17 protein-coding genes, 1 tRNA gene and 1 pseudogene are annotated in these 23,270 nt (G+C 71.3%); 6 read left to right on the top strand and 13 right to left on the bottom strand.

Annotated features, from left to right (window positions below; translation table 11 throughout):
* Nucleotides 1–22: 22 nt before the first annotated feature.
* Nucleotides 23–676, bottom strand: a complete 654-nt coding sequence (locus tag JSY14_RS09930) for a hypothetical protein (protein ID WP_259558748.1) — start codon at nucleotides 674–676, stop codon at nucleotides 23–25.
* Nucleotides 677–771: 95 nt separating this feature from the next.
* Nucleotides 772–1,482 carry a hypothetical protein gene (locus JSY14_RS09925; protein WP_259558746.1) on the bottom strand — a complete coding sequence of 237 codons (711 nt, stop codon included), beginning with the start codon at nucleotides 1,480–1,482 and terminating at the stop codon, nucleotides 772–774.
* Between the two features lie 383 nt (nucleotides 1,483–1,865).
* On the opposite strand from JSY14_RS09925, the gene JSY14_RS09920 reads away from it, so the two are divergent.
* Entirely contained in the window at nucleotides 1,866–2,279 is a 414-nt protein-coding gene (locus tag JSY14_RS09920; RefSeq protein WP_259558744.1) for a DoxX family membrane protein, read from the top strand.
* 283 nt (nucleotides 2,280–2,562) lie between these two features.
* On the top strand, nucleotides 2,563–5,244 hold the full coding sequence (valS, locus tag JSY14_RS09915) for a valine--tRNA ligase (protein ID WP_259558742.1): 2,682 nt from the start codon (nucleotides 2,563–2,565) through the stop codon (nucleotides 5,242–5,244).
* A 12-nt stretch (nucleotides 5,245–5,256) separates the two neighbouring features.
* Here valS and JSY14_RS09910 read toward each other — a convergent pair whose 3' ends face one another.
* The 4 genes from JSY14_RS09910 to JSY14_RS09895 form a co-directional block, all read right to left on the bottom strand.
* Nucleotides 5,257–6,714 (bottom strand): WXG100 family type VII secretion target, encoded by a 1,458-nt coding sequence (locus JSY14_RS09910; RefSeq protein ID WP_259558740.1) that lies wholly within the window; start codon nucleotides 6,712–6,714, stop codon nucleotides 5,257–5,259.
* A gap of 167 nt (nucleotides 6,715–6,881) precedes the next feature.
* The gene (gene selB / locus JSY14_RS09905; RefSeq protein WP_259558738.1) at nucleotides 6,882–8,672 is read right to left on the bottom strand and encodes a selenocysteine-specific translation elongation factor; all 1,791 of its coding nucleotides are present in this window, start codon (nucleotides 8,670–8,672) and stop codon (nucleotides 6,882–6,884) included.
* Nucleotides 8,672–10,036 carry an L-seryl-tRNA(Sec) selenium transferase gene (gene selA, locus JSY14_RS09900; protein WP_259558736.1) on the bottom strand — a complete coding sequence of 455 codons (1,365 nt, stop codon included), beginning with the start codon at nucleotides 10,034–10,036 and terminating at the stop codon, nucleotides 8,672–8,674. The genes selB and selA overlap by 1 nt, the downstream gene beginning before the upstream one ends.
* A 25-nt stretch (nucleotides 10,037–10,061) precedes the next feature.
* Nucleotides 10,062–10,156: transfer RNA gene (locus tag JSY14_RS09895), tRNA-Sec, on the bottom strand.
* Between the two features lie 58 nt (nucleotides 10,157–10,214).
* On the opposite strand from JSY14_RS09895, the gene selD reads away from it, so the two are divergent.
* Entirely contained in the window at nucleotides 10,215–11,216 is a 1,002-nt protein-coding gene (selD, locus tag JSY14_RS09890; RefSeq protein WP_259558734.1) for a selenide, water dikinase SelD, read from the top strand.
* A gap of 93 nt (nucleotides 11,217–11,309) precedes the next feature.
* Here the strand turns inward: selD and nrfD are convergent, their stop codons facing one another.
* The 7 genes and pseudogenes from nrfD to JSY14_RS09855 form a co-directional block, all read right to left on the bottom strand.
* Nucleotides 11,310–12,578 carry an NrfD/PsrC family molybdoenzyme membrane anchor subunit gene (nrfD, locus tag JSY14_RS09885; protein ID WP_259558731.1) on the bottom strand — a complete coding sequence of 423 codons (1,269 nt, stop codon included), beginning with the start codon at nucleotides 12,576–12,578 and terminating at the stop codon, nucleotides 11,310–11,312.
* Nucleotides 12,575–13,657: a 4Fe-4S dicluster domain-containing protein gene (locus tag JSY14_RS09880; protein WP_259558729.1), complete on the bottom strand. Its 1,083-nt coding sequence runs from the start codon at nucleotides 13,655–13,657 to the stop codon at nucleotides 12,575–12,577. The genes nrfD and JSY14_RS09880 overlap by 4 nt, the downstream gene beginning before the upstream one ends.
* A gap of 68 nt (nucleotides 13,658–13,725) precedes the next feature.
* A pseudogene (gene fdh, locus JSY14_RS09875) lies at nucleotides 13,726–17,070 on the bottom strand (formate dehydrogenase); the annotation flags it as partial.
* Nucleotides 17,071–17,200: 130 nt separating this feature from the next.
* Complete coding sequence (locus JSY14_RS09870) at nucleotides 17,201–17,626, bottom strand: chorismate mutase (protein WP_259559657.1); 426 nt, start codon at nucleotides 17,624–17,626, stop codon at nucleotides 17,201–17,203.
* A gap of 11 nt (nucleotides 17,627–17,637) precedes the next feature.
* Nucleotides 17,638–18,933, bottom strand: coding sequence for an ATP-dependent Clp protease ATP-binding subunit ClpX (gene clpX, locus JSY14_RS09865; protein WP_259558728.1), 1,296 nt, complete (start codon nucleotides 18,931–18,933; stop codon nucleotides 17,638–17,640).
* A 144-nt stretch (nucleotides 18,934–19,077) separates the two neighbouring features.
* The gene (locus JSY14_RS09860) at nucleotides 19,078–19,704 is read right to left on the bottom strand and encodes an ATP-dependent Clp protease proteolytic subunit (RefSeq protein WP_259559656.1); all 627 of its coding nucleotides are present in this window, start codon (nucleotides 19,702–19,704) and stop codon (nucleotides 19,078–19,080) included.
* 86 nt (nucleotides 19,705–19,790) lie between these two features.
* Complete coding sequence (locus JSY14_RS09855) at nucleotides 19,791–20,405, bottom strand: ATP-dependent Clp protease proteolytic subunit (RefSeq protein ID WP_259558727.1); 615 nt, start codon at nucleotides 20,403–20,405, stop codon at nucleotides 19,791–19,793.
* A gap of 420 nt (nucleotides 20,406–20,825) precedes the next feature.
* Here JSY14_RS09855 and JSY14_RS09850 point away from each other — a divergent pair, with 420 nt between their 5' ends.
* The 3 genes from JSY14_RS09850 to JSY14_RS09840 all read left to right on the top strand — a co-directional run bounded on the left by JSY14_RS09850 (nucleotide 20,826) and on the right by JSY14_RS09840 (nucleotide 23,168).
* Nucleotides 20,826–21,647 (top strand): C40 family peptidase, encoded by an 822-nt coding sequence (locus JSY14_RS09850; RefSeq protein WP_259558725.1) that lies wholly within the window; start codon nucleotides 20,826–20,828, stop codon nucleotides 21,645–21,647.
* Between the two features lie 281 nt (nucleotides 21,648–21,928).
* A complete protein-coding gene (locus tag JSY14_RS09845) occupies nucleotides 21,929–22,876 on the top strand; it encodes a trypsin-like serine peptidase (RefSeq protein WP_259558724.1) in 948 nt (315 codons plus the stop codon).
* A 4-nt stretch (nucleotides 22,877–22,880) separates the two neighbouring features.
* Nucleotides 22,881–23,168 (top strand): hypothetical protein, encoded by a 288-nt coding sequence (locus JSY14_RS09840; protein WP_259558723.1) that lies wholly within the window; start codon nucleotides 22,881–22,883, stop codon nucleotides 23,166–23,168.
* The last annotated feature ends 102 nt before the right edge of the window (nucleotides 23,169–23,270 follow it).

Genomic DNA, 23,270 nt, shown 5'->3' with positions numbered 1-23,270 from the left:
GGACGCGTCAGGAGCGTCCTGGTCAGAACAGACCGGAGTGCGCCGCCCCGAGGTCGGTGCGGGTCGCCGACCGCGAATCGATGCCCTGGTCGTTCCCGGTGGAGGTGTCGCCCTCCAGGCGCCCGACCTGGGTGACGGTCACATGCTGCACCAGCCGGCCCTCGCGGGTCAGTCCGTCGGCGAAGTTGAGGTTCGCCACCAGCTGCCGCTCCCCACGCTCGACCGGATTCGCGAGGGTCACCAGGAAGGAGCGGGTGGAGGACTCGGCATCGAACCCGAGATCGCGAGCATGGGCGCCATGGAACCAGCCGGGTGTGATCACGCGGTCCACGCCCTCCGGGACCGACACGGTGGTCACGTCGAGACGGAAGGTGACGAGCGGGAACTCTCCGTAGTAGCGCTCCGTGCCGACGTTCTCCAGGTGCAGAGCCACCAGGCCCGCGTATCCCTCAGCCTTCATGTCCGAGACCGTGAAGGACGGACGCAGGTCGAGGGCAGCTCCCGTGCCGGGCGCGTCAGCACCGGAAGTATCCGGGGCAGCGACGTCTGCGGCGTGCGCCCGGGGAGCACCGGTGACGGCGGCCAGCCCCGTGGCTGCGGCGGCGGCACCGATCAGGGTCGCGCCGAGTGCGCGGCGGGACATCGTGGTCGGAACGTGGGAATGACGGATGGTCATGGGATCTCCTGTGGTCTGTGTGCTCGTGGGCTGTGAGCTGGTGGGCTGTGAGCTCCTGGGCTGTGAAGTCACGGCCTCTGACCTCGGCGGGGCGGTCAGTTCTTCGCCGAGTCGGCGGGGTTGTCGTAGAGCTTCACGCGCACCTCGTTCTTGATCGGCACGAACGCGGTGTAGGCGGTGGGGTTGGACCAGGTTCCATCGAGCTTGCAGTACTGCTGCGTGCCGGTCATGGTCACGGTGCGGAAGCCGTAGGTGGCCTCCCCGGTGTACCCTGCCGGAACGTCGTAGGGGCCGATGGTCTGCCCGACGCTCCAGGACAGCGAGTACGAGGCCTCCCCGCCGATCATCCGGGTGAGCGAGTAGGCGATGCCCCACTGACCGCCTGCGGTGCTGCCGTCCTGGGAGTTCTCCCCGCTGCCGCCGAGGTTCACGTCGGTCTGCTCGGTCTGGCTGCCGTTGATCTTCACCGCGATCTCTTGGGACTTGGAGGTCTCCTGGGTGAGCGGGATCGGGCGATCGGTCCGGTTGGTGGTGGAGATCGTGCCGACGGGGCTGAAGTTGTCGGCGACCTTGGTGATGACCGTGCGGTGGTCCTCCCACGGGTTGCAGACCGGGCGCGGGTTCAGCACGTTGGCCTTGATGGAGCTGGAACCGTGCTCGGTGTGCACGATCGGCAGGTCCGGGTTGATCTCCGGGGTCTCGGGGTAGGTGTCGATCGTGGTCTCCGCACCCGCGGGGGCGGCCGCCAGACCAGCGATGAGGGCGGCTCCGCCCAGGGCGTGGAGCAGGCGTCGGGTGATCGTCATGGGGGTCTCCTGACTGGATGAGGGGTGTGCCTCCTCGACGCGGGCACCGGGGGTTCTCCCCCGGTGGGACAGCCCGCCCCGAGGTCCTGCTGCCGCCCTCGCGAGCGGCGGGCCCACCGTAAGCACGCAGGTCAGGACCCGACTACTCTTCGGTAGCAAATCGGCCGAAGGGACCAGAGGGCATCTCCCCCACACGTCGGAGGCTCTCTCGCCACGACTGTCCGGATGTGCCGCCACACCATTCCTGAGTACCGCGACCCTTCCGGGGACTCGGATCAGAGCCGCGACCCCTCGACTAGTTGACATTTCCACCACTCGGCGTAGAGTGGGCGCCATCCGGTCGCCGCACGCGGCCAGCCCACCAGACGTGAAAGGACATCCCCATGGGTCTCGGCATCTCCACCGCCATCCTCCGCGCCGTTCCCGGTGCGTTCATCCTCAACTCCGGCATCGGCAAGCTGGGCATGGACGAGGGCACTGCGACCTACCTCCAGGAGGCCGCTGCCAAGGGCCTGCCGATCGTGAAGGAAATGACCCCGGAGCAGTTCGGCAAGTTCCTCACCTACGGTGAGATCGCCGTCGGCGCCATGCTGCTGGCCCCGTTCGTGCCGACCCGCATCGCCGGCGCGGCCCTGACCACCTTCGCCACCGGCCTGGTCTCCTCCTACTTCCGCACCCCGGGGATGACCCAGAAGGACGGCGTCCGCCCGACGCAGGAGGGCACCCCGCTGGCCAAGGACACCTGGCTGGCCGCCATCGGCGCCGCGCTGCTGCTGGGCGGCTCCACCCGCCGCTGAGGCACCACCGCACGCACCGTCTCGCGGCGTCGCCGCTGAGCCGCCACGAGCGGCCGACCCCACCCGGGTCGGCCGCTCGTGTGCATCGAGTGTCGCGACGGCGCGGAGCCGACCGTCAAAACCCCCCGGCCCGCGCGGTCCCCCGGCCGGGGGCACATCGTTGAGGCGAGTGCCGCCGAGACGTGCCGCCGGAGGCGAGAACCCCCGAAGCGTGAGCCGCCCCACCGTCACGGCCACCGCCGCACGGGCACCGGCCTGCCGCGCACCTGGAACAATGACCCCCATGACCGATACCGCATCCGCCGGAACGAGCCCGATCCCGGACAAGCCGTCGCTCAACGGCCTCGAGGGCAAGTGGGACCGCGCCTGGAGCGCGCAGCAGGTGTACGCCTTCGACTCCGACACCACGCGTGAGCAGGTGTTCTCGGTGGACACCCCGCCCCCCACGGCCTCGGGCTCCCTCCACATCGGGCACGTGTTCGGCTACTCCCAGGCCGACATGATCGTGCGCTACCAGCGCATGCGCGGGAAGAACGTGTTCTACCCGCTGGGCTGGGACGACAACGGCCTGCCCACGGAGCGCCGGGTGCAGAACTACTACGGTGTGCGCTGCGACCCGTCGCTGCCGTACGATCCGGATTTCACCCCGCCCCAGGAGGGTGGCGACAACAAGTCCGCCAAGGCCGCGAACCAGCTGCCGATCTCCCGCCGCAACTTCATCGAACTGTGCGAGCGCCTCACGGAGATCGACGAGAAGTCCTTCGAGGAGGTCTTCCGCACCCTGGGCCTGTCGGTGGACTGGTCGCACAGCTACCAGACCATCAACGCGCATTCCCGCGCCACCAGCCAGTGGGCGTTCCTGGAGAACCTGCGCACCGGCCATGCCTACCAGGCCGAAGCACCCACGATGTGGGACGTCACCTACCGCACCGCCGTGGCCCAGGCCGAGCAGGAGGACCGCGAACGGGAGGGCGCATACCACCGCATCGGCTTCACCCGCACCGACGGCTCCGGGGAGAAGGTCTTCATCGAGACCACCCGCCCCGAGCTGCTGCCCGCCTGCGTGGCCCTCGTCGCCCACCCCGACGACGAGCGCTACCAGAGCCTGTTCGGCACCACTGTCACCTCCCCGCTGTTCGGGGTCGAGGTGCCGGTGCACCCGCATCCGCTGGCGCAGGCCGACAAGGGTGCGGGCATCGCCATGATCTGCACGTTCGGTGACGCCACCGACGTGATCTGGTGGCGCGAGCTGCAGCTGCCGACCCGCACGATCATCGGCCGCGACGGCCGCTTCGTGCCGGAGGCCCCGTGGATCACCGACACCGACGGAGCCACCCGCTACCAGGAGCTCGCGGGTCTGACCGTCTTCTCCGCCCAGAAGCGCGTGGTGGAGATGCTCACCGAGACCGGGGACCTCGTCGGGGAGCCGCGCCGCATCACCCACCCGGTGAAGTTCTACGAGAACGGCGACAAGCCGCTGGAGTACGTCTCGTCCCGCCAGTGGTACCTCACCAACGGTGGCCGCCCCGGGGAGCAGAGTGAGGGCCTGCGCGAGCAGCTCATCGCCCGCGGGGAGCAGCTCGACTTCCACCCAGCGCACATGCGCGCCCGGTACCGCAACTGGGTGGAGGGCCTCACCGGGGATTGGCTGATCTCCCGCCAGCGGTTCTTCGGTGTCCCGTTCCCGATCTGGTACGGGGTCGATGAGCACGGCGAGACCGACTACGACACCGTCCTCACCCCCGGCCTGGAGCGACTGCCGGTGGACCCGACCATCGACGTCCCGGACGGGTACGAGGAATCGCAGCGTGACCAGCCCGGCGGGTTTACCGCCGACCCCGACATCCTCGATACCTGGGCCACCAGTTCCCTGACCCCGCAGCTGGCGGGCAACTGGCTGGGCTCGGTGCGCGGGGATGACCCGGACGGCCTGTTCGAGAAGGTGTTCCCGATGGACCTGCGTCCGCAGGGCCATGACATCATCCGCACCTGGTTGTTCGCGACGGTGGTGCGCTCCCACCTGCAGCAGGACGCCCTGCCGTGGGCGCATGCGTCGATCAACGGCTGGATCCTCGACCCGGACCGCAAGAAGATGAGCAAGTCGAAGGGGAACGTCGTGACCCCCATCGGCCTGCTGCAGCAGCACGGCTCCGACGGTGTGCGCTACTGGGCCGGGCGTGCCCGCCAGGGCGTCGACACCGCCTTCGATGAGGGGCAGATGAAGATCGGTCGCCGCCTCGCGATCAAGATCCTCAACGCCTCGAAGTTCGCGCTCGGGTTCGGCGCCGCCGCGGCGGATCCGGCCGGCCGCCTCGCCGCCGACCCGGCGGCCGTCACCGAGGCCCTGGACCGGGCTCTGCTCGCCGCGCTGGCCGATGTGGTCGACCAGGCCACCGCGGCGATGGACCAGATGGACTACGCCCGGGCCCTGGAGGTCACCGAGCCGTTCTTCTGGACGTTCTGCGACGACTACATCGAGCTGGTGAAGGAACGCGCCCACGGCCAGTCCGGTGAGGCCGCCGCGGCGTCCGCGCGTGCCGCCCTGGCGATCGCCCTGGAGGTGCTGCTGCGCCTGTTCGCACCAGTGATCGTGTTCGCCACGGAGGAGGTGTGGTCGTGGTGGCGCGAGGGCAGCGTCCACACCGCCCCGTGGCCGCAGTCCGCGCCGCTGCGCGAGGCCGCCGCCGGGACCGACGCCTCGGTGCTCGCGACCCTCTCGGAGCTGGCGATCGTGGTGCGCCGCGTGAAGTCCGATGCGAAGGTCTCCCAGCGCACGCCGCTGCTGCGCGTCACCGTCACGGTGCCGCAGGACCGCCTGGAGTCGGCCGAATCCGGCCGCGGTGATCTGGAGGCCCTCGGCCGGATCGAGGACCTCACCCTCATCGCGGGCGACGCGGTGGCGGTGACCGACGTGGAGCTCGGCGAGGCCCCTCCGAAGGCGCCCAAGCAGCCCGCGCAGGGCTGAGACCCACATCGGTCAGCCCTGCGCGTCGTGCGCACCGGTGGCACGTTCCACGCCGCCGGTGCGCACCGCGTCGAACGGGTCGACGACAGGGCGGATGATCCCGCCGCGCAGCAGGTCGTCGAGGTCCCCCTCACCGGGCATCAGGTCGTCATAGATCCGGTTCGGCCGGATGCTCAGGTCGGCATCAGCGCCCAGGCCGACCATCTGGGCGACATCCCCCGTGAGGCCGACGGCCACCTCGTCGGTGGAGAGGGTGAGGTAGCCGCTGCCGCCGACACCCTCACCGAGGCTCGCTCCGGCACGCCCGCTGGCGTGCAGCCAGCCGTTCGCGTCCTGCACGGTGAGTTGCGCGGAGCCGTCGACGGTGGCGCCGGCCCCTCCCGCTGCCCCGAAGCTCAGGCCGTTGAGGTTCCCCTCCTCGTCGCGGGTGAGGGAGGCGTGGTGGTAGCTCTCCCCGTACACCGTCGCCTCGCCGCTGCCCTCGAGCTCCACTGATCCGACGCCCCGGAGCTCACCGCGCAGGGTCCGGTCGATGCCGACCTCCGCCCCGGCCCGGCCGCCCTCGGAGATGCCGTCCGGCCCCCAGGTGTGACCGTCATGCGCTCCCGCCTCCCCACGGAGCGTCAGCTCGTCCTCCAGATGCACGGGGCCGAGGTCGATCCCGGTGGTGGTCGTGATGCTGCCCTCAGCGCGGGCGTCCAGGGCGACGGTGAGATTGTCGTGGTCATCGAGGCCGCCGCGCAGACCGAAGGGGGCCTCTCCCTCGAGGGTGGTCTCCTGATGGACCCGCCCGCCGAGGGCTCCGTCGAGCGGCCCCGGGATGCTGCCCGGGATGCCGATCGGCCGCGCCCAGACCTCCTGCGGGTCGGGGATCCACGCCCCGGACTTCTCCAGCATGTCCTCGAGTGTCGAGCGCAGGCGCTCGGTGCGCTGCCCCAGCTCGGGGATGACCATCGGCCCGGCCACGCCCTCCCAGTACCAGGGCAGTTCGGCCGAGGGTGACGCCCCGGAGGAGGATTCCGCACGGCCCTCCTGGTGCTGTCCGGGGATCCGGGGCACCTCGAAGGGCAGGGTGAAGGGGCCGACGCGGGTGCCGGGGTTCCCCGCCGCGGCGGGCCCACCGGCGGCGCCGTCACCGGGACCGGCATCCGTCTCCCCCTGACCGGAGCCCCCGGAGTCGCGCTGCGGGGTGGGGGCCGCACCCTGCGGGGCGGAGGCCTCATCCTGCTGTGCGGCATGCTCGCGCAGCAGACGACCGAGGGTGAGGATCAGCTCCGCGATCTGCGCGAGACGGCGGGCGGTCTGCCAGAGCTGTTCCGTGAAGCGGTCGGCGTCCTCCCCGAACCATTCCAATGCGGTGAGATGCCCCGCCAGCGCCTGCTCGCGCTGGCTGAGCAGGGCGGACCCGTGGTCGCAGCGGTCGGCGTGGGCGTACAGCTGGGCGGTGTCGGCTCCGAGGAAAGTGCTCATGCCCGGGACGCTAGGTGCCCGGTCACCACCGGCTCATCCCGCTCACCGCCGCGGTGGACAACCCGTCCCTGGGGAGGAAACGTGCGCGCCCACGGTCCCGAGAGGCTCACGGGTCGACTGCGCCCACGGCCCGGATGGGCACGCGATCCGCCCCTCACCCACCGATCTCAGCGCACGACCTCGCGCAGAGTGCCGTCGAGCCGCCGGGTCCAGCCTCGGCCGTCGAGGTGCTCCAGCAGCGGGATCGCCACCCGCCGTGTGGTGCCGAGGGCCTGCCGGGCCTGGCTGGTGGTGAACGGCTGCGGCAGCGCCGCGAGCTCCCGCATGGCCAGGGCCGGGGCCGTCGGCAGCAGCACCACGCCATCGGGCAGCCGCAACAGCCTCCCCTGCCGTTCCGCAGCGGCGAGCTCCCGTGGGCCAAGCCGCAGCGCCGTGAGGTCCTCCGCCTCGGGAGCCGCGAACGGGGTGGCTCGCAGACGTTCCTCCAGCCGCGCCACCGACGCCTCCGCCGGGCCGAGGCCCGTCGGGACCGACGCGGAACGCAGGCGTCCGTCCACCCGGCGCACCCCCGACACATCGATCACCGCGTCCAGCAGCGCGGGGGTGGGCAGGTCGAGGGCGGTGCGGGCCTCACGGGGGGCGAGACCCTCCCACAGCGGATCCGCGGCGGTGCGCTCGGTCACGATCCGCTGGAGTGTCCGTGCCCAGGCGCCAAGCGCCTCCTCGTCGACCAGCAACCCGTCCAGGCGCCGCAGACCCGCCGGCAGCGGATCCGGGATGTGCAGACCACGGCGCTGCAGCACCGCCTCCTCGACGGCTCCGCGGCGGCGCACCTCAGCGAGCACGTCACCCCCGTGCTCCCGGACCTCGAGTTCCTCGGCGCGGCGGGCCGCGGCCCCGCGTCGTCGCAGCTCCGGCGGGTCGACGTCGAGCACCTCGAGACCCCCGAGGACCGCTCTGCCCGCGGTCCCGCGCAGCACCAACCGGTCCCCCACTCGCAGCGGCAGGGGCCGCTCCAGGGTGAGGCGGGCGTGGCGGGCATCGAGCGGCCGCAACCGGGCGGTGACGGCGGCGGTGCCCGCATGGACGCTGACCTCCGACGGCACCCGGGTGAGGTCCTCGGAGCCGACCCCCCGCACATCCACCAGGCGCGTCAGGTCGAAGGCCCCGGGGGTGAGCAGCACGTCCCCGCGGTGCACGGCCGTCGCGTCGACGCCGCGCAGGTTCACAGCGGCGCGGGAGGTGCCGTGCAGCTGATCGACGTCGCGGTTCTCCCGCTGCAGCCCACGCACCTGCACCGAGCGGGGTCGCCCGTGGGCGTCGAGCAGGTCGAGGGTATCCCCGACGCGCAGGGTGCCATCGGGCAGGGTCCCCGTGATCACGCAGCCGGCGCCGCGGATGGCGAAGGCCCGATCCACCCACAGCCGGACCGGGGCGCTGTCATCGGGCGCAGGCAGGGAGGCGAGCAACGTGTCGAGGGCGGTGCGCAGGTCGTCCAGGCCCTCCCCTGTGCGGGCCGACACCCGGATCGCCGGAGCATCCGCCAGAGCGGTGCCGGCGAGTTCGCGGCGGGCCTGGGCGAGGGCATCGGGTCCGTCGGGCCGCGCGAGATCCGCTTTCGTGAGGACGATCAGGCCATGCTGGATGCCGAGGGCGGCGACCGCGTCGCGGTGGTCACCGGACTGCGCCTGCCACCCCTCGTCGACCGCGACCACGAACAGCACCACCGGTGCCGGCCCGAGACCGGCGAGCATGTTCCCGAGGAACCGTTCGTGACCGGGGACGTCGACGAAGGAGATCTGCTCCCCCGACGGCAGGGTGGTGCCGGCGAACCCCAGGTCGATGGTCAGACCGCGGCGGCGCTCCTCCTCCCACCTGTCCGGTTCCACCCCGGTGAGGGCTCGTACGAGCGCGGATTTGCCGTGGTCCACGTGCCCGGCGGTGGCGACGACGCGCATCAGGCGGGCTCCTCTCCCAGACTCACACCGGCAAGGGCCTCCAGCAGTTGCTCCTCCTGATCCTCCGGGACGCAGCGCAGGTCCAGCAGCAGGCCCCCGTCCCGGACGGTGCCGACGACGGCGGGTCGGCCGGTGCGCAGCGGCGCCGCGAGAGCACCGGGCAGCCGCACGGCCCAGCCGGGCAGGGGGACCTCAGCGCCACCGCCGCCTCCGACGCGGCCGTCATGCGGAACGACGGTCGCCTCGAGTCCGGTGTGGCGGCGGATACGGGCGGCGACGGCCTCGGTGCGCATGCGCAGGTCCTCGGGGTCGGTGCGCAGGGCCCGTCGCACCGGCGGCAGGGGACCGGTGAGGGTGGCTTCGAGCGCGGCGAGGGCGAGCTTGTCGGCGCGGACGGCCCGCGCGAGGGGGTGCCGGCCCAGCCGTGCGATGAGCTCGGCGCGACCCAGGAGGATCCCCGCCTGCGGGCCGCCGAGGAGCTTGTCCCCGCTGCACAGGACGATGTCCGCGCCACCGGTCAGGGCGGTGGTGGCGTCGGGTTCACCGGGCAGGGCGGGTTCAGGCGCCAGTAGGCCGGAGCCGAGGTCGGCGATCAGCGGGACACCGGCATCGTGCGCGAGACGGGAGAGCTCGGAGATCTCCGGGACACCGGTGAAGCCGATGACCCGGAAGTTGCTGGTGTGGACCGACAGGATCGCCGCGGTGTCCTTCCCGAGGGCGTCACGGTAATCGGCCAGGTGTGTGCGGTTGGTGGTGCCGACCTCGCGCAGACGCGCGCCGGCGGACTCCATCAGGTCGGGCAGGCGGAACCCGGCGCCGATCTCCACCAGTTCGCCGCGGGAGATGACGATCTCGTGGCGCTCCCCCGCCGGGGTGGCCGCGAGCGCGGTGACGGCCAGCAGCAGCGCGGCGGCACCGTTGTTGACGACCAGGGCGTCCTCCGCGGCGGGGCAGGCCACCAGCAGGGCGGCGCGAGCACCGGCCCCGCGGCGGCCCCGGGCCCCGGTGGTGAGGTCGAACTCGACGTCGGCGTATCCGGCCACGTCCTGCAGCGCCTGCCGGGCGAGGGGGGACAGCGGCGCCCGCCCCAGGTTCGTGTGGACGATGACCCCGGTGGCGTTCACCACCGGCAGCAGGGACGACGCCCCGCGGGTATCGAGGGCGGCGAGCAGCTCGGGCTCCACCTGCTCCGGGAGGATCTCGCCGCGGCGGGCACGGTCCTGGACGGCCCGGGCGAGACCCCGCACCACCCCCTCCCCCAGGGAGGCGGACGCCGCGACGACAGCGGGCAGGTCCAGCAGATGGTCGGTCCGCGGGATCCGCCGACGGGGGTCCTGTGCAGCGGACGTCGGCGACTCGGGCACGGACCCCCCTCGGTCGGGTCGGATGTGGCGGAGGCGGACGGGAATCGAACCCGCCAGACCGAGCTGCTCGGTCTCACTGGTTTTGAAGACCAGGACGCCCACCAGGACGCAGACGCCTCCATGCACGGATGCTGGTTCAGGCTACCCGACCCGGCTCCACCCGCCCTAGAATGGCCACATGGCTCTCAGCGCGGACTCCCCTCGACTCACCACGATGGCCCACGGCGGAGGGTGTGCGTGCAAGATCCCGCCCGGTGAGCTGGAGCAGGCGGTCTCGGCGCTGAGCGGGCAGCGATACGAGCAGGTGGTCGTGGGCCTCGACGACGGTGATGACGCCGCCGCCGTGCGGATCCGCGGTGACCTCGCGGTGCTGTCCACCGCCGACTTCTTCACCCCCGTGGTGGACTCCCCCGCCGACTGGGGCCGCATCGCCGCCGCGAACGCCCTGTCGGACATCTACGCCATGGGCGGCGAACCGGTCGTGGCGATCAACCTGGTCGGGTGGCCGCGCGACGTGCTGCCGTTCGAGCTGCTGCAGGAGGTGCTGCGGGGCGGGCTCGAGGTGGCTCAGGAGGCCGGTTGCCCGGTGATCGGCGGCCACAGCGTCGACGACCCGGAACCGAAGTACGGCATGGCCGTCACCGGCACCGCCCACCCGGATCGTCTGCTGCGCAACGACGCGGCGCAGGCCGGTCTGCCGCTGACGCTCACGAAACCGATCGGCGTCGGCCTGCTGAACAACCGCCACAAGACCACCGGCGAGGTGTTCGACCAGGCCATCGCCACGATGACGCAGCTGAACCGGGACGCCTCCCGGGCCGCCCTGGAGGCCGGGGCCCGGGCTGCCACCGACGTCACAGGATTCGGTCTGCTGGGTCACCTGTTCAAGATGTGCCGGGCCAGTGGTGTCGGCGCCGAGATCGACGTCACCGCAGTGCCTCTGGTCGACGGCGCCTCCGAGGCGCTGCGTGACGGCTACATCTCCGGTGGCACCCGCCGCAACCTCGACTGGGTGCGCCCGCACGTGGACGCAGCCGCGGGGGTGCGCGACGAGGATCTGCTGCTCCTCGCGGATGCGCAGACCTCCGGCGGTCTGCTGGTGGTCGGTGAGGTCCCCGGGTACCCGGTGATCGGCCGGACCACCGCCGAGACCCCGGGCCGGGTGACCATCCGCCGCTGAACGGCGCCTGGCTCCTCTCCCCGACGCGACGACGCCCGCCACCCCTCTGGGGCGGCGGGCGTCACGTGGTGTCGCGCGCCTGTGGCGGTCGGGTCAGGCGGTGGTGCCGCCATCCGCCGGGGCGGCCGGCGCCTTCGGACCGGTGGTGATCGAATCCCCGGTGATCCCGGCAGCGCGACGCTTCGCGAGGCGCTCCTTCTGCGGCTCCACGACGTGCTTCGGGTCCCGGGCCGAAGCCAGCCCGGCTTCCAGCACCGCGAAACGGGTCAGTGCGGAGGCGGCGGCCATCGCCAGACCGCCCGCGACCGACAGCGCACGGTTGCGGCGGCCCAGCAGGCCCACCACGGCGCCACCGACGGCCAGACGCTCCGACCAGGTGAGCATCGCCCCGGCCTTGCCGGTGTGCAGGGGCTCCGCCTCCACCGGATGCATGGACTTCTCCATCACCCGCGTCGCCGCGAGATCCGCACCGGCCGCGACCGCTCCGAGCAGACGCACCGGACCGGCCTCCCGCGTCGGCGTCCCCGCCAGCGCGAGACCCGCCGAGGCCATCGCCGCCGAGGAGACGAACACGAAGGAGAGGTGCTGGCGGGCACCGTTCCACGTCGGCACCGCGGTGCTGCCCAGCAGCACACCGGTGTACGCGGCGAGGGGGGCGCCGAAGATCGCGGAGCTCACCGCGGCGGGCGTCTCCAGCGACCGCGCCAGCGGCCGGATGGCGCTCAACGGCAGCCGCTCCCCCAGCAGGCGGTCGATCTCATTGGCCCCGGTCATCCCGGCGGACAGGCCATACCCCGTGAGGATCCAGGTGCCGATGCTCATCGGGGAGGTGACCTTCACCGTCCGCAGCATGTTGAGGAAGCGCTCGGGCCGGCCGAGGTCCTCGATCAGTGCGACGGTGCCACCCGCCAGCGCCGCCAGAGCGGCCATGCGGGCGGTGCGGCGCAGCGCAGGACGGCCCGTGCAGTGGGCACCGAGCTGGATCAACCCGGACCCGCCGGCCACACCACCGAGGAACAGGTAGGCGGCGATCGGCGCACCCCACGGCGGCGCCTTGATGATCGGACGGCCGTAGTACGAGGTGAAGCGGACATCGTCGACCATCGGCATCTCGCCCGCGCCCTCGGCGGCCGCCCGACGGCGACCCTCCCCGGCGGGCTTGCGGCCGGCGCCCCCGGCGTATCGGCCGGAGGCGATCTGCGGTGCGTCGGGGATCTGCTGTCCTGTCGGCGAGCCCGCTGCGGCGGACTGCTGCTCAGACTGTCCTGCGGGCTGCTTCTCGCCCGCTCCGGGTCGCGGGCCCCCGCGACGGCGGCGGCCGCTCTGCGGCGGACGGTAGGCGTCGAACTCACTCGTGCTCATCGGCGGGCCCCCAGGAACGCAACGGCGGTGGCGGCGACCATCCCGGCGGCGGCGATGCCGGCGCGCAGATACATGGTCGGCAGGTCCTTCGTCGGGACCTGCGGGTCCGGCGGCAGACCGTAGACCTCCGGCTCATCCAGCAGCAGGAACACCGAGCCGGTGCCGCCGACGCCATCGTTCTCGTTGGCGCCGTACAGGCGGGCCTCGGTCATACCCTGGGCGTGCAGCTGCGCGACCCGCTCCTCGGCCGCGGCGACCATCTCACTGCGGTCGCCGAAGCGGATCGAAGTGGTCGGGCAGGTCTGCGCACACGCCGGGGTCTGGTCGGCCTTCAGACGGTCGTAGCACAGGGTGCACTTGTTCGCGGTGCCCTTGTTCGGCACGTCCATCGCCGCGCCACCCTCGCCGCGCTGGCGGGGCGTGGCGACGGTGCCGTCATCACGCCGCTCGATCACGCCGAACGGGCATCCGGCCACGCAGGTACCGCAGCCGTTGCAGATGTCGGCCTGCACCACCACGGTGCCGAACTCGGTGCGGTACAGCGCACCGGTGGGGCACACGTCGAGACAACCGGCGTGCGTGCAGTGCTTGCACACATCGGAGGACATCAGCCAGCGGAACTCGGGGGTGTCCGGCGGGGTGGTGTCCACAGCGCCCAGCCCTGCAGCGGGGGCCGGCTGATCCGTGAGGTTCAGACCCAGGCCCTGCGCGGTGTCGCGGGCGACCCCGGAACCGGGACCCCCGGCGGGCCGACCCGGACGCGGGCCGATACCCGGCATGCCGAGGCTGACCAGCGTGCGGCCCGACTCGCGGGCCAGCCGGATCCGCTCCCCGTCCTGCTCGACGAACGCCACATGCCGCCAGGTGTTCGCGCCGAGCGACCCGGTGTTGTCGAAGCTCGACCCCAGCAGCGACCAGTCGCCGTCGGCCGGGTTGTGGTTCCACTCCTTGCAGGCCACCTCGCAGGCCTTGCAGCCGATGCAGATGGAGGTGTCGGTGAAGAAGCCCTTGCGGTCCTTCGCCCGCTCGTCCCAGTGGACGTCGGCGATGGGATCAGTGGGCCCTGCCAGCTGCGGCATCAGCGCTCCTCGGAGGACGTGTCGTCGGACGTGCGGGCGCGGCGTCCCCGCTGCAGACCCGCCGCACCGGACCGGCCGGCGTCATCGGCGCCGGACAGATCCGCGGTGGCGAGGTCCTCCTCGCGCGTCCCGTTCGGGTAGTCGGGCGCCGTGACGCGGGTGGTACCGGTCTCCGGGGTGATCCCGGCATCCCGGCGGTACTTCTCCACCAGTTCCAGGCGCTCGGCACCGCGCGGGCGCCGCCCCGGACGGATCGCCACGGCGATCGACTTCGAGTTCTGGATCTGCGTGTTCGGATCCATCACGATGCCGATCAGGTCGTTGGGCGAATCACCCTCCACGACCGCCTCGGTCCCGCTGCCGAAGTGGTACGGCAGGCCGATCTGGTGCACCGTGCGGCCACGGATCGTCAGCGGCGTCATGCGCTCGGTCACCAATACTCGCGCCTCGATGGCGGAGCGCGGGGTGATGAGCGTGGCCCAGCCGTTGTTCTCCAGGCCGACCTCCTCCGCCAGCTCCGGCGAGACCTCGCAGAACTGCTCGGGCTGCAGCTCGGAGAGGTACGGCAGGAAGCGGCTCATGCCACCGGCCGTGTGGTGCTCGGTGAGGCGGTAGGTGGTGAAGACGTACGGGTAGACGTCACCGCCGGGGTACCCGGCACCCGGAGCGGTCAGGTTGTCCTCGCGCGGCATCATCAGACGCGGCGGGGTCGCCTGCTGCGGGTACAGGGCGTTCGGGATCGGCGACTCGAGCGGCTCGTAGTGCGTGGGCATCGGCCCATCGACCATGCCCTTGGGCGCGAAGAGCCAGCCCTTGCCGTCGGCCTGCATGATGAACGGGTCGATGCCGGACAGGGCCGCCGGACCGCCGACAGACGGGTCGGGGCGGGCCGACGGATCACGGTCCACCGGGAAGTCCGGGACATCCTTACCGGTCCACTTGCCGGCCTCGGCATCCCACCACACGTACTTCTTGCGCTCCGACCACGGGCGGCCCTCCGGGTCGGCCGAGGCACGGTTGTAGAGGATGCGTCGGTTGGCGGGCCAGGCCCAGCCCCACTTCGCGGCGACCTCGTCCTGCTCGCTGCCGGGCACACGACGACGGGCCATGTTCTCCCCGCCGGCGTAGACGCCCGCGTAGATCCAGCAGCCACCGGCGGTGGAGCCGTCGGCCTTCATCTGCGCGAAGGCCGTCAGCGGCTCCCCGGCGTTCTCACCGGTCACGTGGTAGCCGTTGATCTCCCGCAGCACGGCCTCGGCGTCGGGCTCCCCGTGCTCATCGGTCGGGTAGTCCCAGGTGAGGTCCTGCAGCGGCTTGTCGCGCGGGTCGGTGGAGTCCTTCACGCGCTCCTTCAGCAGGTTGCCGAGTTCGAAGAAGAACTGCAGCTCGCTGCGGCAGTCGCCCGGCGGCTCGACGGCGCGGTCGCGCCACTGCACCATGCGCTGGGTCTGCGTGAAGGACCCGGCCTTCTCGACGTGGTTCGCCGCCGGCAGGAAGAAGATCTCGGTCTCGATGTCCTCGGGGCGCATCTCCCCGGACTCGATCTCCGGTCCGTCCTTCCACCAGGTGGCGGACTCGATCAGCTGGAAGTCGCGCACGACCATCCACTTCAGATGGGACATGCCCTGGCGCTGCAGCTTGCCGTTGGCCGACCCCACCGCCGGGTTCTGCCCCAGCAGGAAGTAGCCGTCGACCTCGTCCTGCAGCATCAGCTGCAGCGTCTGGTAGGTGCCGTGGGCACCGGTCAGACGGGGCATGTAATCCCAGGCGTAGTCGTTCTCGGCGGTCGCGGCGTCCCCCCACCACGCCTTCAGCAGGCTGATGGCGTAGGCATCGGCGTTGGCCCAGAAGCCCTTCTGCTTCTTGGAGCCGACGGCCTCGAGGTAGTCCTTCAGCGTGTCGTGCGTGCCCGCCTTCGGCATCGGGAGGTAACCGGGCAGCAGGTTGAACAGCGTCGGGATGTCCGTGGAGCCCTGGATGGTGGCGTGGCCGCGCAGGGCCATGATGCCGCCACCGGGCCGACCGACGTTGCCCAGCAGCAGCTGGAGGATGGCGGCCGCACGGATGAACTGGGCGCCCTGGATGTGCTGCGTCCAGCCCACCGCGTACGCGAACATCGTGGTGCGCTCACGGCCGGAGTTCTGCACCAGCGAGTCGGCGACGTAGTAGAAGTCCTCCTGGCTGATGCCGCAGACCTCCTCCACCATCTCCGGGGTGTACCGGGAGAAGTGGCGTTTGAGGATCTGGAACACCGTGCGGGGATGCTGCAGCGTCGGATCGGTCTCGCTCTCGGAATGCTCCAGCGCGGGGCCACCAGAACCGTGGGCCTCACCGCTGGCCTCGCCGTGCTCGTCGCCGCCGTCGGCCTTCTCCTCGGTGCCGCGGACGGTGCCGCCGCCCTTCTCCTTGTATCCCCACGAGCTGGTGTCGTACACACCCGTCGCGGCGTCGAAGCCGGAGTACAGGCCCTCCAGATCCTCGGTGTCGCGGAAGTCGTCCCCGACGATCGTCGCCGCGTTGGTGTAGTTGCGGACGTACTCGTCGAAGTACAGCTCATTGGTGAGGATGTGATTGATGATCGCGCCGAGGAAGACGATGTCCGAGCCGGCACGGATCGGCACGTACCGATCGGCCTGCGCGGAGGTGCGCGAGAACCGCGGATCCACATGGATCACGCGTGCACCGCGCTTCTTCGCCTCGATGACCCACTGGAACGCGACCGGGTGGGCCTCGGCCATGTTCGAGCCCTGGATCAGGATGCAGTCAGCGTTGGCGAAGTCCTGCACCTGCTGCGTGGCGCCGCCACGTCCGAACGAGGCTCCCAGACCGGGAACCGTGGCGGAGTGTCATATGCGGGCCTGGTTCTCGACCTGGATCGCCCCGGTGGCCGAGAACAGCTTCTTCGCGAGGTAGTTCTCCTCGTTGTCGATGGTGGCGCCGCCGAGGCTGGCGATGCCGAGGGTCCGCCGCAGCGGGTGCCCCTTCTCGTCGACGTCCTGCCAGTGCGCACGACGGGCCTCGAGGTACCGGTCGGCGATCATGTTCATCGCCGTGTCGAGGTCCATGCGCTGCCAGTCCTTGGCACGCGGCGCCCGGTACAGCACCTCGGTCACGCGCGTGGGCGAGTTGACCAGCTGCTCGCTGGCCGCGCCCTTCGGGCACAGACGCCCGCGCGAGATCGGGGAGTCCGGGTTGCCCTCGATCTGGACGACCTTGCCGTCCTTCACGTACACGTTCTGGCCGCAGCCCACGGCGCAGAAGGGGCAGACACTCTTCACCACACGGTCAGCGGTGACCGTGCGCGGCTCGATGTCGCGGGTCTGGGCCGACTCCACCGCGGGGCCTCGACCCCAGCGGTCTTTGCCGGTGGCCTGTCGGAGGACAGGCCATTCGAGGAACGTCCGTCGTGCCATGCCGGAAACCTACCACGCGGGGCGCCGCCCTCCGCGCTCTGGAGGGGGCCGTAAACCGGTGGGTCGGTGCTGGTGAACGCCGGATCCGGGTGGCCGGCGACACGCTCCGGAGCGGGGACCTCAGCGGGGCTCAGGACTGCGCGCGCCGGGTGGGGGTTGAGGGGGAGGTCGACCCGTCCGTGCCGTCCTCCGCGAGGGCGTCCTCGACGTCATCGCGGATCTGCTCGTGATGGCGGATTACCTCGGTGACGATGAACCGCAGGAACCGCTCGGCGAACACCGGATCCAGGCCCGAAGTGCGGGCGAGTTCCTGCAGTCGCGCCACCTGCTGGGCCTCGCGGTCCGGGTCGGCCGGCGGCAGGCCGTGCTCGGCCTTGAGCAGTCCGACCCGCTGCGTGTGCTTGAAGCGCTCGGCCAGCAGGTGCACCAGGGCGGCGTCGATGTTGTCGATGCTGCGCCGCGCCTCGGCCAGCAGGTGCCGGGCACGCGCGGAGTCATCGATCTGCGCACCGGCCAGCACGTGCGCTGCCCGGGCGGGGGTCTGCTCCTCGCTCATGTTCGCGTCGCTCATGCGCTCTTGCTGCGGCGTCGCGCACCGCGATCGGCCTCGTTCTGGGTGAGCATCAGCGGTTCCCGCCCCTGGGTGACGACACCCTCCGTGATCACGACCTTGGCGACATCCTCCCGGGACGGCACCTCGAACATCACCGGCTGCAGGGTCTCCTCGAGGATCGCCCGCAGGCCACGAGCCCCGGTGCCGCGTTCCAGCGCCCGTGCGGCGATCGCCTCCAGAGCCGAGCGTTCGAAATCCAGTTCCACCCCGTCGAGGGCGAACATGCGCTGGTACTGCTTGGTGAGGGCGTTGCGCGGCTCGGTGAGGATCCGGATCAGCGCGTCCTGGTCGAGGTTCGAGACGCTCGTGATCACCGGAAGGCGGCCGATGAACTCGGGGATCAGACCGAACTTCAGCAGGTCCTCCGGCAGCAGGTGGGAGTAGATCTCCGCCTGCTCCATCGGGGTGTGCAGCTCCGAGCCGAAGCCGATGCCCCGCTTGCCGATGCGGCTGCCGATGATGTCCTCGATACCGGCGAACGCCCCCGCCACGATGAACAGCACGTTGGTGGTGTCGATCTGGATGAAGTCCTGGTGGGGGTGCTTGCGGCCACCCTGAGGGGGAACCGCCGCGACGGTGCCCTCGAGGATCTTCAACAGCGCCTGCTGCACGCCCTCCCCGGAGACGTCACGGGTGATCGAGGGGTTCTCGGCCTTGCGGCCGATCTTGTCGACCTCATCGATGTAGATGATGCCCTGCTGGGCGCGCTCCACGTCGTAGTCGGCGGCCTGCAGCAGCTTCAGCAGGATGTTCTCGACGTCCTCGCCCACATACCCGGCCTCCGTGAGCGCGGTCGCGTCGGCCATGGCGAAGGGCACGTCGAGCAGTTTGGCGAGGGTCTGCGCGAGGTAGGTCTTGCCGCAGCCGGTGGGTCCGACCAGCAGGACGTTCGACTTCGCGACCTCGACATCACCGAAGGCCCCGGCGGTGTGCTCCGGCTCGCCGCCGGACCGCACCCGCTTGTAATGGTTGTAGACGGCGACGGCGAGGGACCGCTTGGCGGGCTCCTGCCCGATGACGTACTCCTCGAGGTGCGCGAAGATCTCCTGCGGCCGCGGCAGCGGAGCCGGGGCGTCAGGCGCGGGCTTCGCCGCCTCGATCTCCTCCGCGATGATCTCGTTGCACAGCTCGATGCACTCGTCGCAGATGTACACGCCGGCCGGTCCGGAGATCAGCCGCTCCACCTGCCGCTGCGACTTGCCGCAGAACGAGCATTTGAAGACGTCGGCCGCGTCGCCGGTTCGTGCCACGGGTGCCTCCTGGTGAGCTGGGGAACGTGGTCAGGCTACCCGCGGCACCCGACGGGCCGGGGGAACCGCCGGAGCGAGTGTCGGAGCGCCGCTCCCGCCCGGGCTCACCGGACCGGGCGGGAGCGGCGCTCCGACACTGCCGGGTCAGCGCGGACGGCGAGGGGCCTCATCCTTGCGGGAGGCGAGCACCTGGTCGACGATCCCGTAGTCCAGCGCACCCTGGGCGGTGAGGATCTTGTCGCGCTCGATGTCGCGGCTGACCTCCTCCTTGCTGCGGCCGGTGTGATGCGCGAGAGTCTCCTCCAGCCAGTCACGCATGCGCAGGATCTCATTGGCCTGGATCTCGATGTCCGAGGCCTGGCCGCCGCCCTGGCCGCCCATCGCCGGCTGGTGGATGAGGATGCGTGCGTTCGGCAGCGCGAGGCGCTTGCCGGGAGTGCCCGCCGCCAGCAGCACAGCCGCCGCGGAGGCCGCCTGTCCCAGGCACACCGTGGTCACATCCGGCTTGATGTACTGCATCGTGTCGTAGATGGCGGTCAGCGCCGTGAAGGAGCCCCCGGGGCTGTTGATGTACAGCGTGATGTCACGGTCGGGATCCTGGGACTCCAGCACCAGCAGCTGGGCCATCACGTCATCGGCGGAGGCGTCGTCCACCTGCACGCCGAGGAAGATGATGCGGTCCTCGAACAGCTTGGTGTACGGGTCCTGGCGCTTGAAGCCGTAGGCGGTGCGCTCCTCGTACTGCGGCAGCACGTAACGGCTGGTGGGCATGGGGGCCTGCGCCTGCAGGCGGGGATCGAAGGTCACGGGTGCTCCTGGAGGTCGGTGGGTCGGGCGGGCGCGCAGTCGGTCCGCGATCAGTCCTCGGTGCCGCCACCGCCGGTGACGTCATGCGCCGCGGTGACGATCTTGTCGATGAAGCCGTACTCGAGGGCCTCCTCGGCGGTGAACCAGTTGTCGCGGTCGCCATCGGCGAGGATCTGTTCGACGCTCTTGCCGGTCTGCTCCGCCGTGAGTTCGGCCAGGCGGCGCTTCATCGACAGGATCAGATCGGCCTGGATCTTGATCTCGGTGGCGGTGCCGCCCAGACCACCGAGCGGCTGGTGCATGAGCACGCGGGCGTTCGGCGTGGCGTAGCGCTTGCCCTTGGCCCCCGAGGAGAGCAGGAACTGTCCCATCGACGCGGCCATACCCATCGCCACCGTCACCACATCCGGCTGGATGTACTGCATCGTGTCGTAGATGGCCATCCCCGCGGTGATCGACCCACCGGGACTGTTGATGTAGAGGTAGATGTCCTTCTCCGGGTCCTCAGCCGCCAGGAGCAGGAGCTTCGCGCAGATCGCATTGGCGTTGTCGTCGCGCACGTCCTCCCCGAGCCAGACGATGCGCTCGCGCAGCAGGCGCTGGTAGACGTTGTCGTCCAGGCCCATGGGGGCGGTGCCCTGAGCGGCGGCGGGCGATGTGGTCATGGATCTCTCCTTCACGCGCCGCAGACGGCGCGGGTCGCGGGCGGATCGTCGGGCTCGACTCGTCACCGTCGACTCTAGGCGGTCTCACCGACACACGACCCGGTTGTTCGCCCCCGGCGCAGACGGGCCGCGTCCGCCCCCTGTCCCGGCGTCCGCTGTGGCGCCCGGGGTATGCGTGCCCCCTCGTCGGGTAAAGGAGTTTGACGCGGGCACGAGGGCTCTGCATCGAGCGTCAAGTCTTCGCCAAGACCTGTGACCGGCCCTTTCAAAGGCCCTGTCGCGACCGCGCGAGCTCCCCTAGTGTCGTCACGCCGCCGATGCCCGGGGACTCCAAGGGCCCGGCGGACTGGAACAGAGAAGAAACGACTCCCCCTCGGGTCACCCCCCACGGCTCGAGGTCCCGGAAGGAACGCACGCTCCATGGCCAAGACCAACACCCACCGCGCCGCCGGCCGCGCCCGCACCCCGCTGACCGCCGCAGGTGCCACCCTCCGCTCCGCCGGCGGGGCCGCCGTCCTCGGCACCGTCGTCGCGGGTGCCGCCCTCGGCACCGGCGCCGCCGCCCAGGCCGCCCCCGCGGCCCCGGCGCAGCCCGCCGCCCAGGCCGCCTCCGCGGCCCCGGCCACCGCCCCCGTGGCCCCGACCGCCCTCCCCTCGGGCGTGACCCTCCGCTGGGGCAGCAAAGGCGCCGTCGTGAAGCAGCTCCAGACCCTCCTGAACCAGGAGGGCGCCGACCTGCGCGTCGACGGCAAGTTCGGTCCCCGCACCCACGCTGCGGTGAAGGACTTCCAGCGCGAGAACGACCTGCGCGTGGACGGCATCGTCGGCCCGCAGACCCGTGGCGCCCTCAACGGCGGCGGCTCCACCGAGTCCCGTTCCAAGTCCACCTCCAAGTCCACCTCCGGCTCCGGTTCCGCCATCGTGGACCGCGCCCGCTCCGTGGTCGGCACCGACTACCAGTGGGCCGGGAACTCCCCGAGGGAGGGCTTCGACTGCTCCGGCCTGGTGCAGTACGCCTACCAGGCCGCCGGCATCGACCTGCCCCACTTCAGCGGCTCGATCGTCGACGGTGGTCGCAAGATCTCCCGCAGCCAGCTGCAGCCCGGTGACATCGTGTACTACCCGGGCCACGTCGCGATCTACGTCGGCGACGGCAAGATCATCGACGCCTCCCGTTCCAAGGACGAGGTCGTCGAGCGCAACATCTGGGGCTCCCCCAGCGGTTACGTGACCTACCGCTGATCTCCCCTCGGGAAGAGTGCGCCGCCCGCGGCGCATGAACCGTCCCTCGGGAGTCCGCCACGACGGGCCCGCCATCCCCTCCAGGATGGCGGGCCCGTCGGCCGTTCATCTCTCACGGCACCACGGACACCCACGCCCGGTACCCCCGTCCCATCCGGCCCGCCCTTCCGGCACGAAGGTCCCTGCTGATCGGCACCTTCGCGGGTTCCACCCCACGGGGATCCCCTGCTGTGCTCGAGGGCCCGGCGCCTTCGCGCCACCCCTGAGGAAAGAGAGATCCCGTGACGACGACGTCACGCCGACGACTCTTCGCTCTGCGACCGGTCACCGCTCTGGCAGCGGCGGCCCTCGCGCTCGCCACCGGCGGCAAAGCCGCCATCGCGGACCCGGCAGCCCCCGCGCTGGAGCGCCGCAGTGTCTCCGCTGCCGAGGCCGACGCCGCGGAAGACTACTGGACTCCCGCGCGGATGGAGGCCGCGATCCCCGCGGAGACCCTCCTCGCCGAGAACGACCACATCGCCAGCAGTGAGCCGGCCGCGGGGGCCCGCACCATGCGGCCGCGGGCAGCAGCGGCGTCACCGGCCGTCACCCCGGTGGACCACATCGGGAAGGTGTTCTTCACGATCGACGGCACCGACTACGTCTGCTCCGCCAATGCGGTCGTCTCGGACAACGAGTCGACGGTCGCCACCGCCGGCCACTGTGCCCATGAGGGCGGTGGCTCCTGGGCGACGAACTGGGTGTTCGTCCCCGCCTATGAGAACGGGAACGCCCCGTACGGCGCCTGGACCGCGGAGGACCTGTTCGCCCCCACTCAGTGGACGAGTGAGGGTGACATGACCTACGACACCGCCTTCGCGGTGGTGCGGGGTGAGGGCTCCGCCACTCTCACCGACACCGTCGGTGGCTCGGGCGTGGAGTTCAACGGTGCTCGTGGACAGCGGTACACCTCCTACGGGTACCCGGCGGGCACGCCCTTCGACGGGGAGACCCTGCACCAGTGCACCGGCACCGCCGAGGCCGACCCGACCGGGAGCACGGAGTCCCACGGCATCCCCTGCGACATGACCGGAGGCTCCTCCGGTGGACCCTGGTTCCTCGGTGACGGAGCCGACGGCGTGCAGAACTCGGTGAACAGCTTCGGGTACCGCGGACTCGACGGGGTCATGTTCGGCCCCTACTGGGGTGCGGTGATCGAGGACACCTACCAGGAAGCCCAGGGATCCTGACGCCATGCCCGATGACCGATCCGAGGTGTCCTCGCACCGGTTGACGACGTCCCGCGATGAGCAGCTGCAGCACTTCACCGAGGAACGCCGCCACGCGGCCCGACCCCGCCCGGGGTTCATGCCCCGCGAGGACCGGGACGTCACCCCACCCGGGGGCACCGGCCCGGCCGACGATGCGACCGACAGGGCCGCCGGGCGGGAGGACGATCCCGCGCCGATCGATTCCGCGCTGATCGATCGCGCGCCGACCGCTCCTCGCCCCCGGCCCGACGCCGTCGAGCGCGGCACCTGACCGATCGCACCGGGGTCCACAGACCCCTCGGTACGACCGACCACGGGCACGGGGCGGTGACGGACCCGAACGAACGGGCGGGCCCACCGTGAGGTGGACCCG

This window comes from Brachybacterium sillae, from assembly GCF_025028335.1.
Taxonomy (GTDB): Bacteria; Actinomycetota; Actinomycetes; order Actinomycetales; family Dermabacteraceae; genus Brachybacterium; species Brachybacterium sillae.
Note: the sequence above shows the minus strand (reverse complement) of the source record. Positions and strands in the feature narration are given on the sequence as shown.

Excerpts from the sequence above, each read along its gene's own strand:
- JSY14_RS09870 (WP_259559657.1), bottom strand. The coding sequence starts at position 17,626 with ATGAGCGAGGAGCAGACCCCCGCCCGGGCAGCGCACGTGCTGGCCGGT.
- JSY14_RS09910 (WP_259558740.1), bottom strand. The coding sequence starts at position 6,714 with ATGAGCACTTTCCTCGGAGCCGACACCGCCCAGCTGTACGCCCACGCC.
- nrfD (WP_259558731.1), bottom strand. The coding sequence starts at position 12,578 with ATGAGCACGAGTGAGTTCGACGCCTACCGTCCGCCGCAGAGCGGCCGC.
- valS (WP_259558742.1), top strand. The coding sequence starts at position 2,563 with ATGACCGATACCGCATCCGCCGGAACGAGCCCGATCCCGGACAAGCCG.
- JSY14_RS09920 (WP_259558744.1), top strand. The coding sequence starts at position 1,866 with ATGGGTCTCGGCATCTCCACCGCCATCCTCCGCGCCGTTCCCGGTGCG.
- selB (WP_259558738.1), bottom strand. The coding sequence starts at position 8,672 with ATGCGCGTCGTCGCCACCGCCGGGCACGTGGACCACGGCAAATCCGCG.
- JSY14_RS09930 (WP_259558748.1), bottom strand. The coding sequence starts at position 676 with ATGACCATCCGTCATTCCCACGTTCCGACCACGATGTCCCGCCGCGCA.
- JSY14_RS09855 (WP_259558727.1), bottom strand. The coding sequence starts at position 20,405 with ATGACCACATCGCCCGCCGCCGCTCAGGGCACCGCCCCCATGGGCCTG.
- selD (WP_259558734.1), top strand. The coding sequence starts at position 10,215 with ATGGCTCTCAGCGCGGACTCCCCTCGACTCACCACGATGGCCCACGGC.
- JSY14_RS09850 (WP_259558725.1), top strand. The coding sequence starts at position 20,826 with ATGGCCAAGACCAACACCCACCGCGCCGCCGGCCGCGCCCGCACCCCG.
- JSY14_RS09925 (WP_259558746.1), bottom strand. The coding sequence starts at position 1,482 with ATGACGATCACCCGACGCCTGCTCCACGCCCTGGGCGGAGCCGCCCTC.
- JSY14_RS09880 (WP_259558729.1), bottom strand. The coding sequence starts at position 13,657 with ATGCCGCAGCTGGCAGGGCCCACTGATCCCATCGCCGACGTCCACTGG.
- JSY14_RS09840 (WP_259558723.1), top strand. The coding sequence starts at position 22,881 with ATGCCCGATGACCGATCCGAGGTGTCCTCGCACCGGTTGACGACGTCC.
- JSY14_RS09860 (WP_259559656.1), bottom strand. The coding sequence starts at position 19,704 with ATGCCCACCAGCCGTTACGTGCTGCCGCAGTACGAGGAGCGCACCGCC.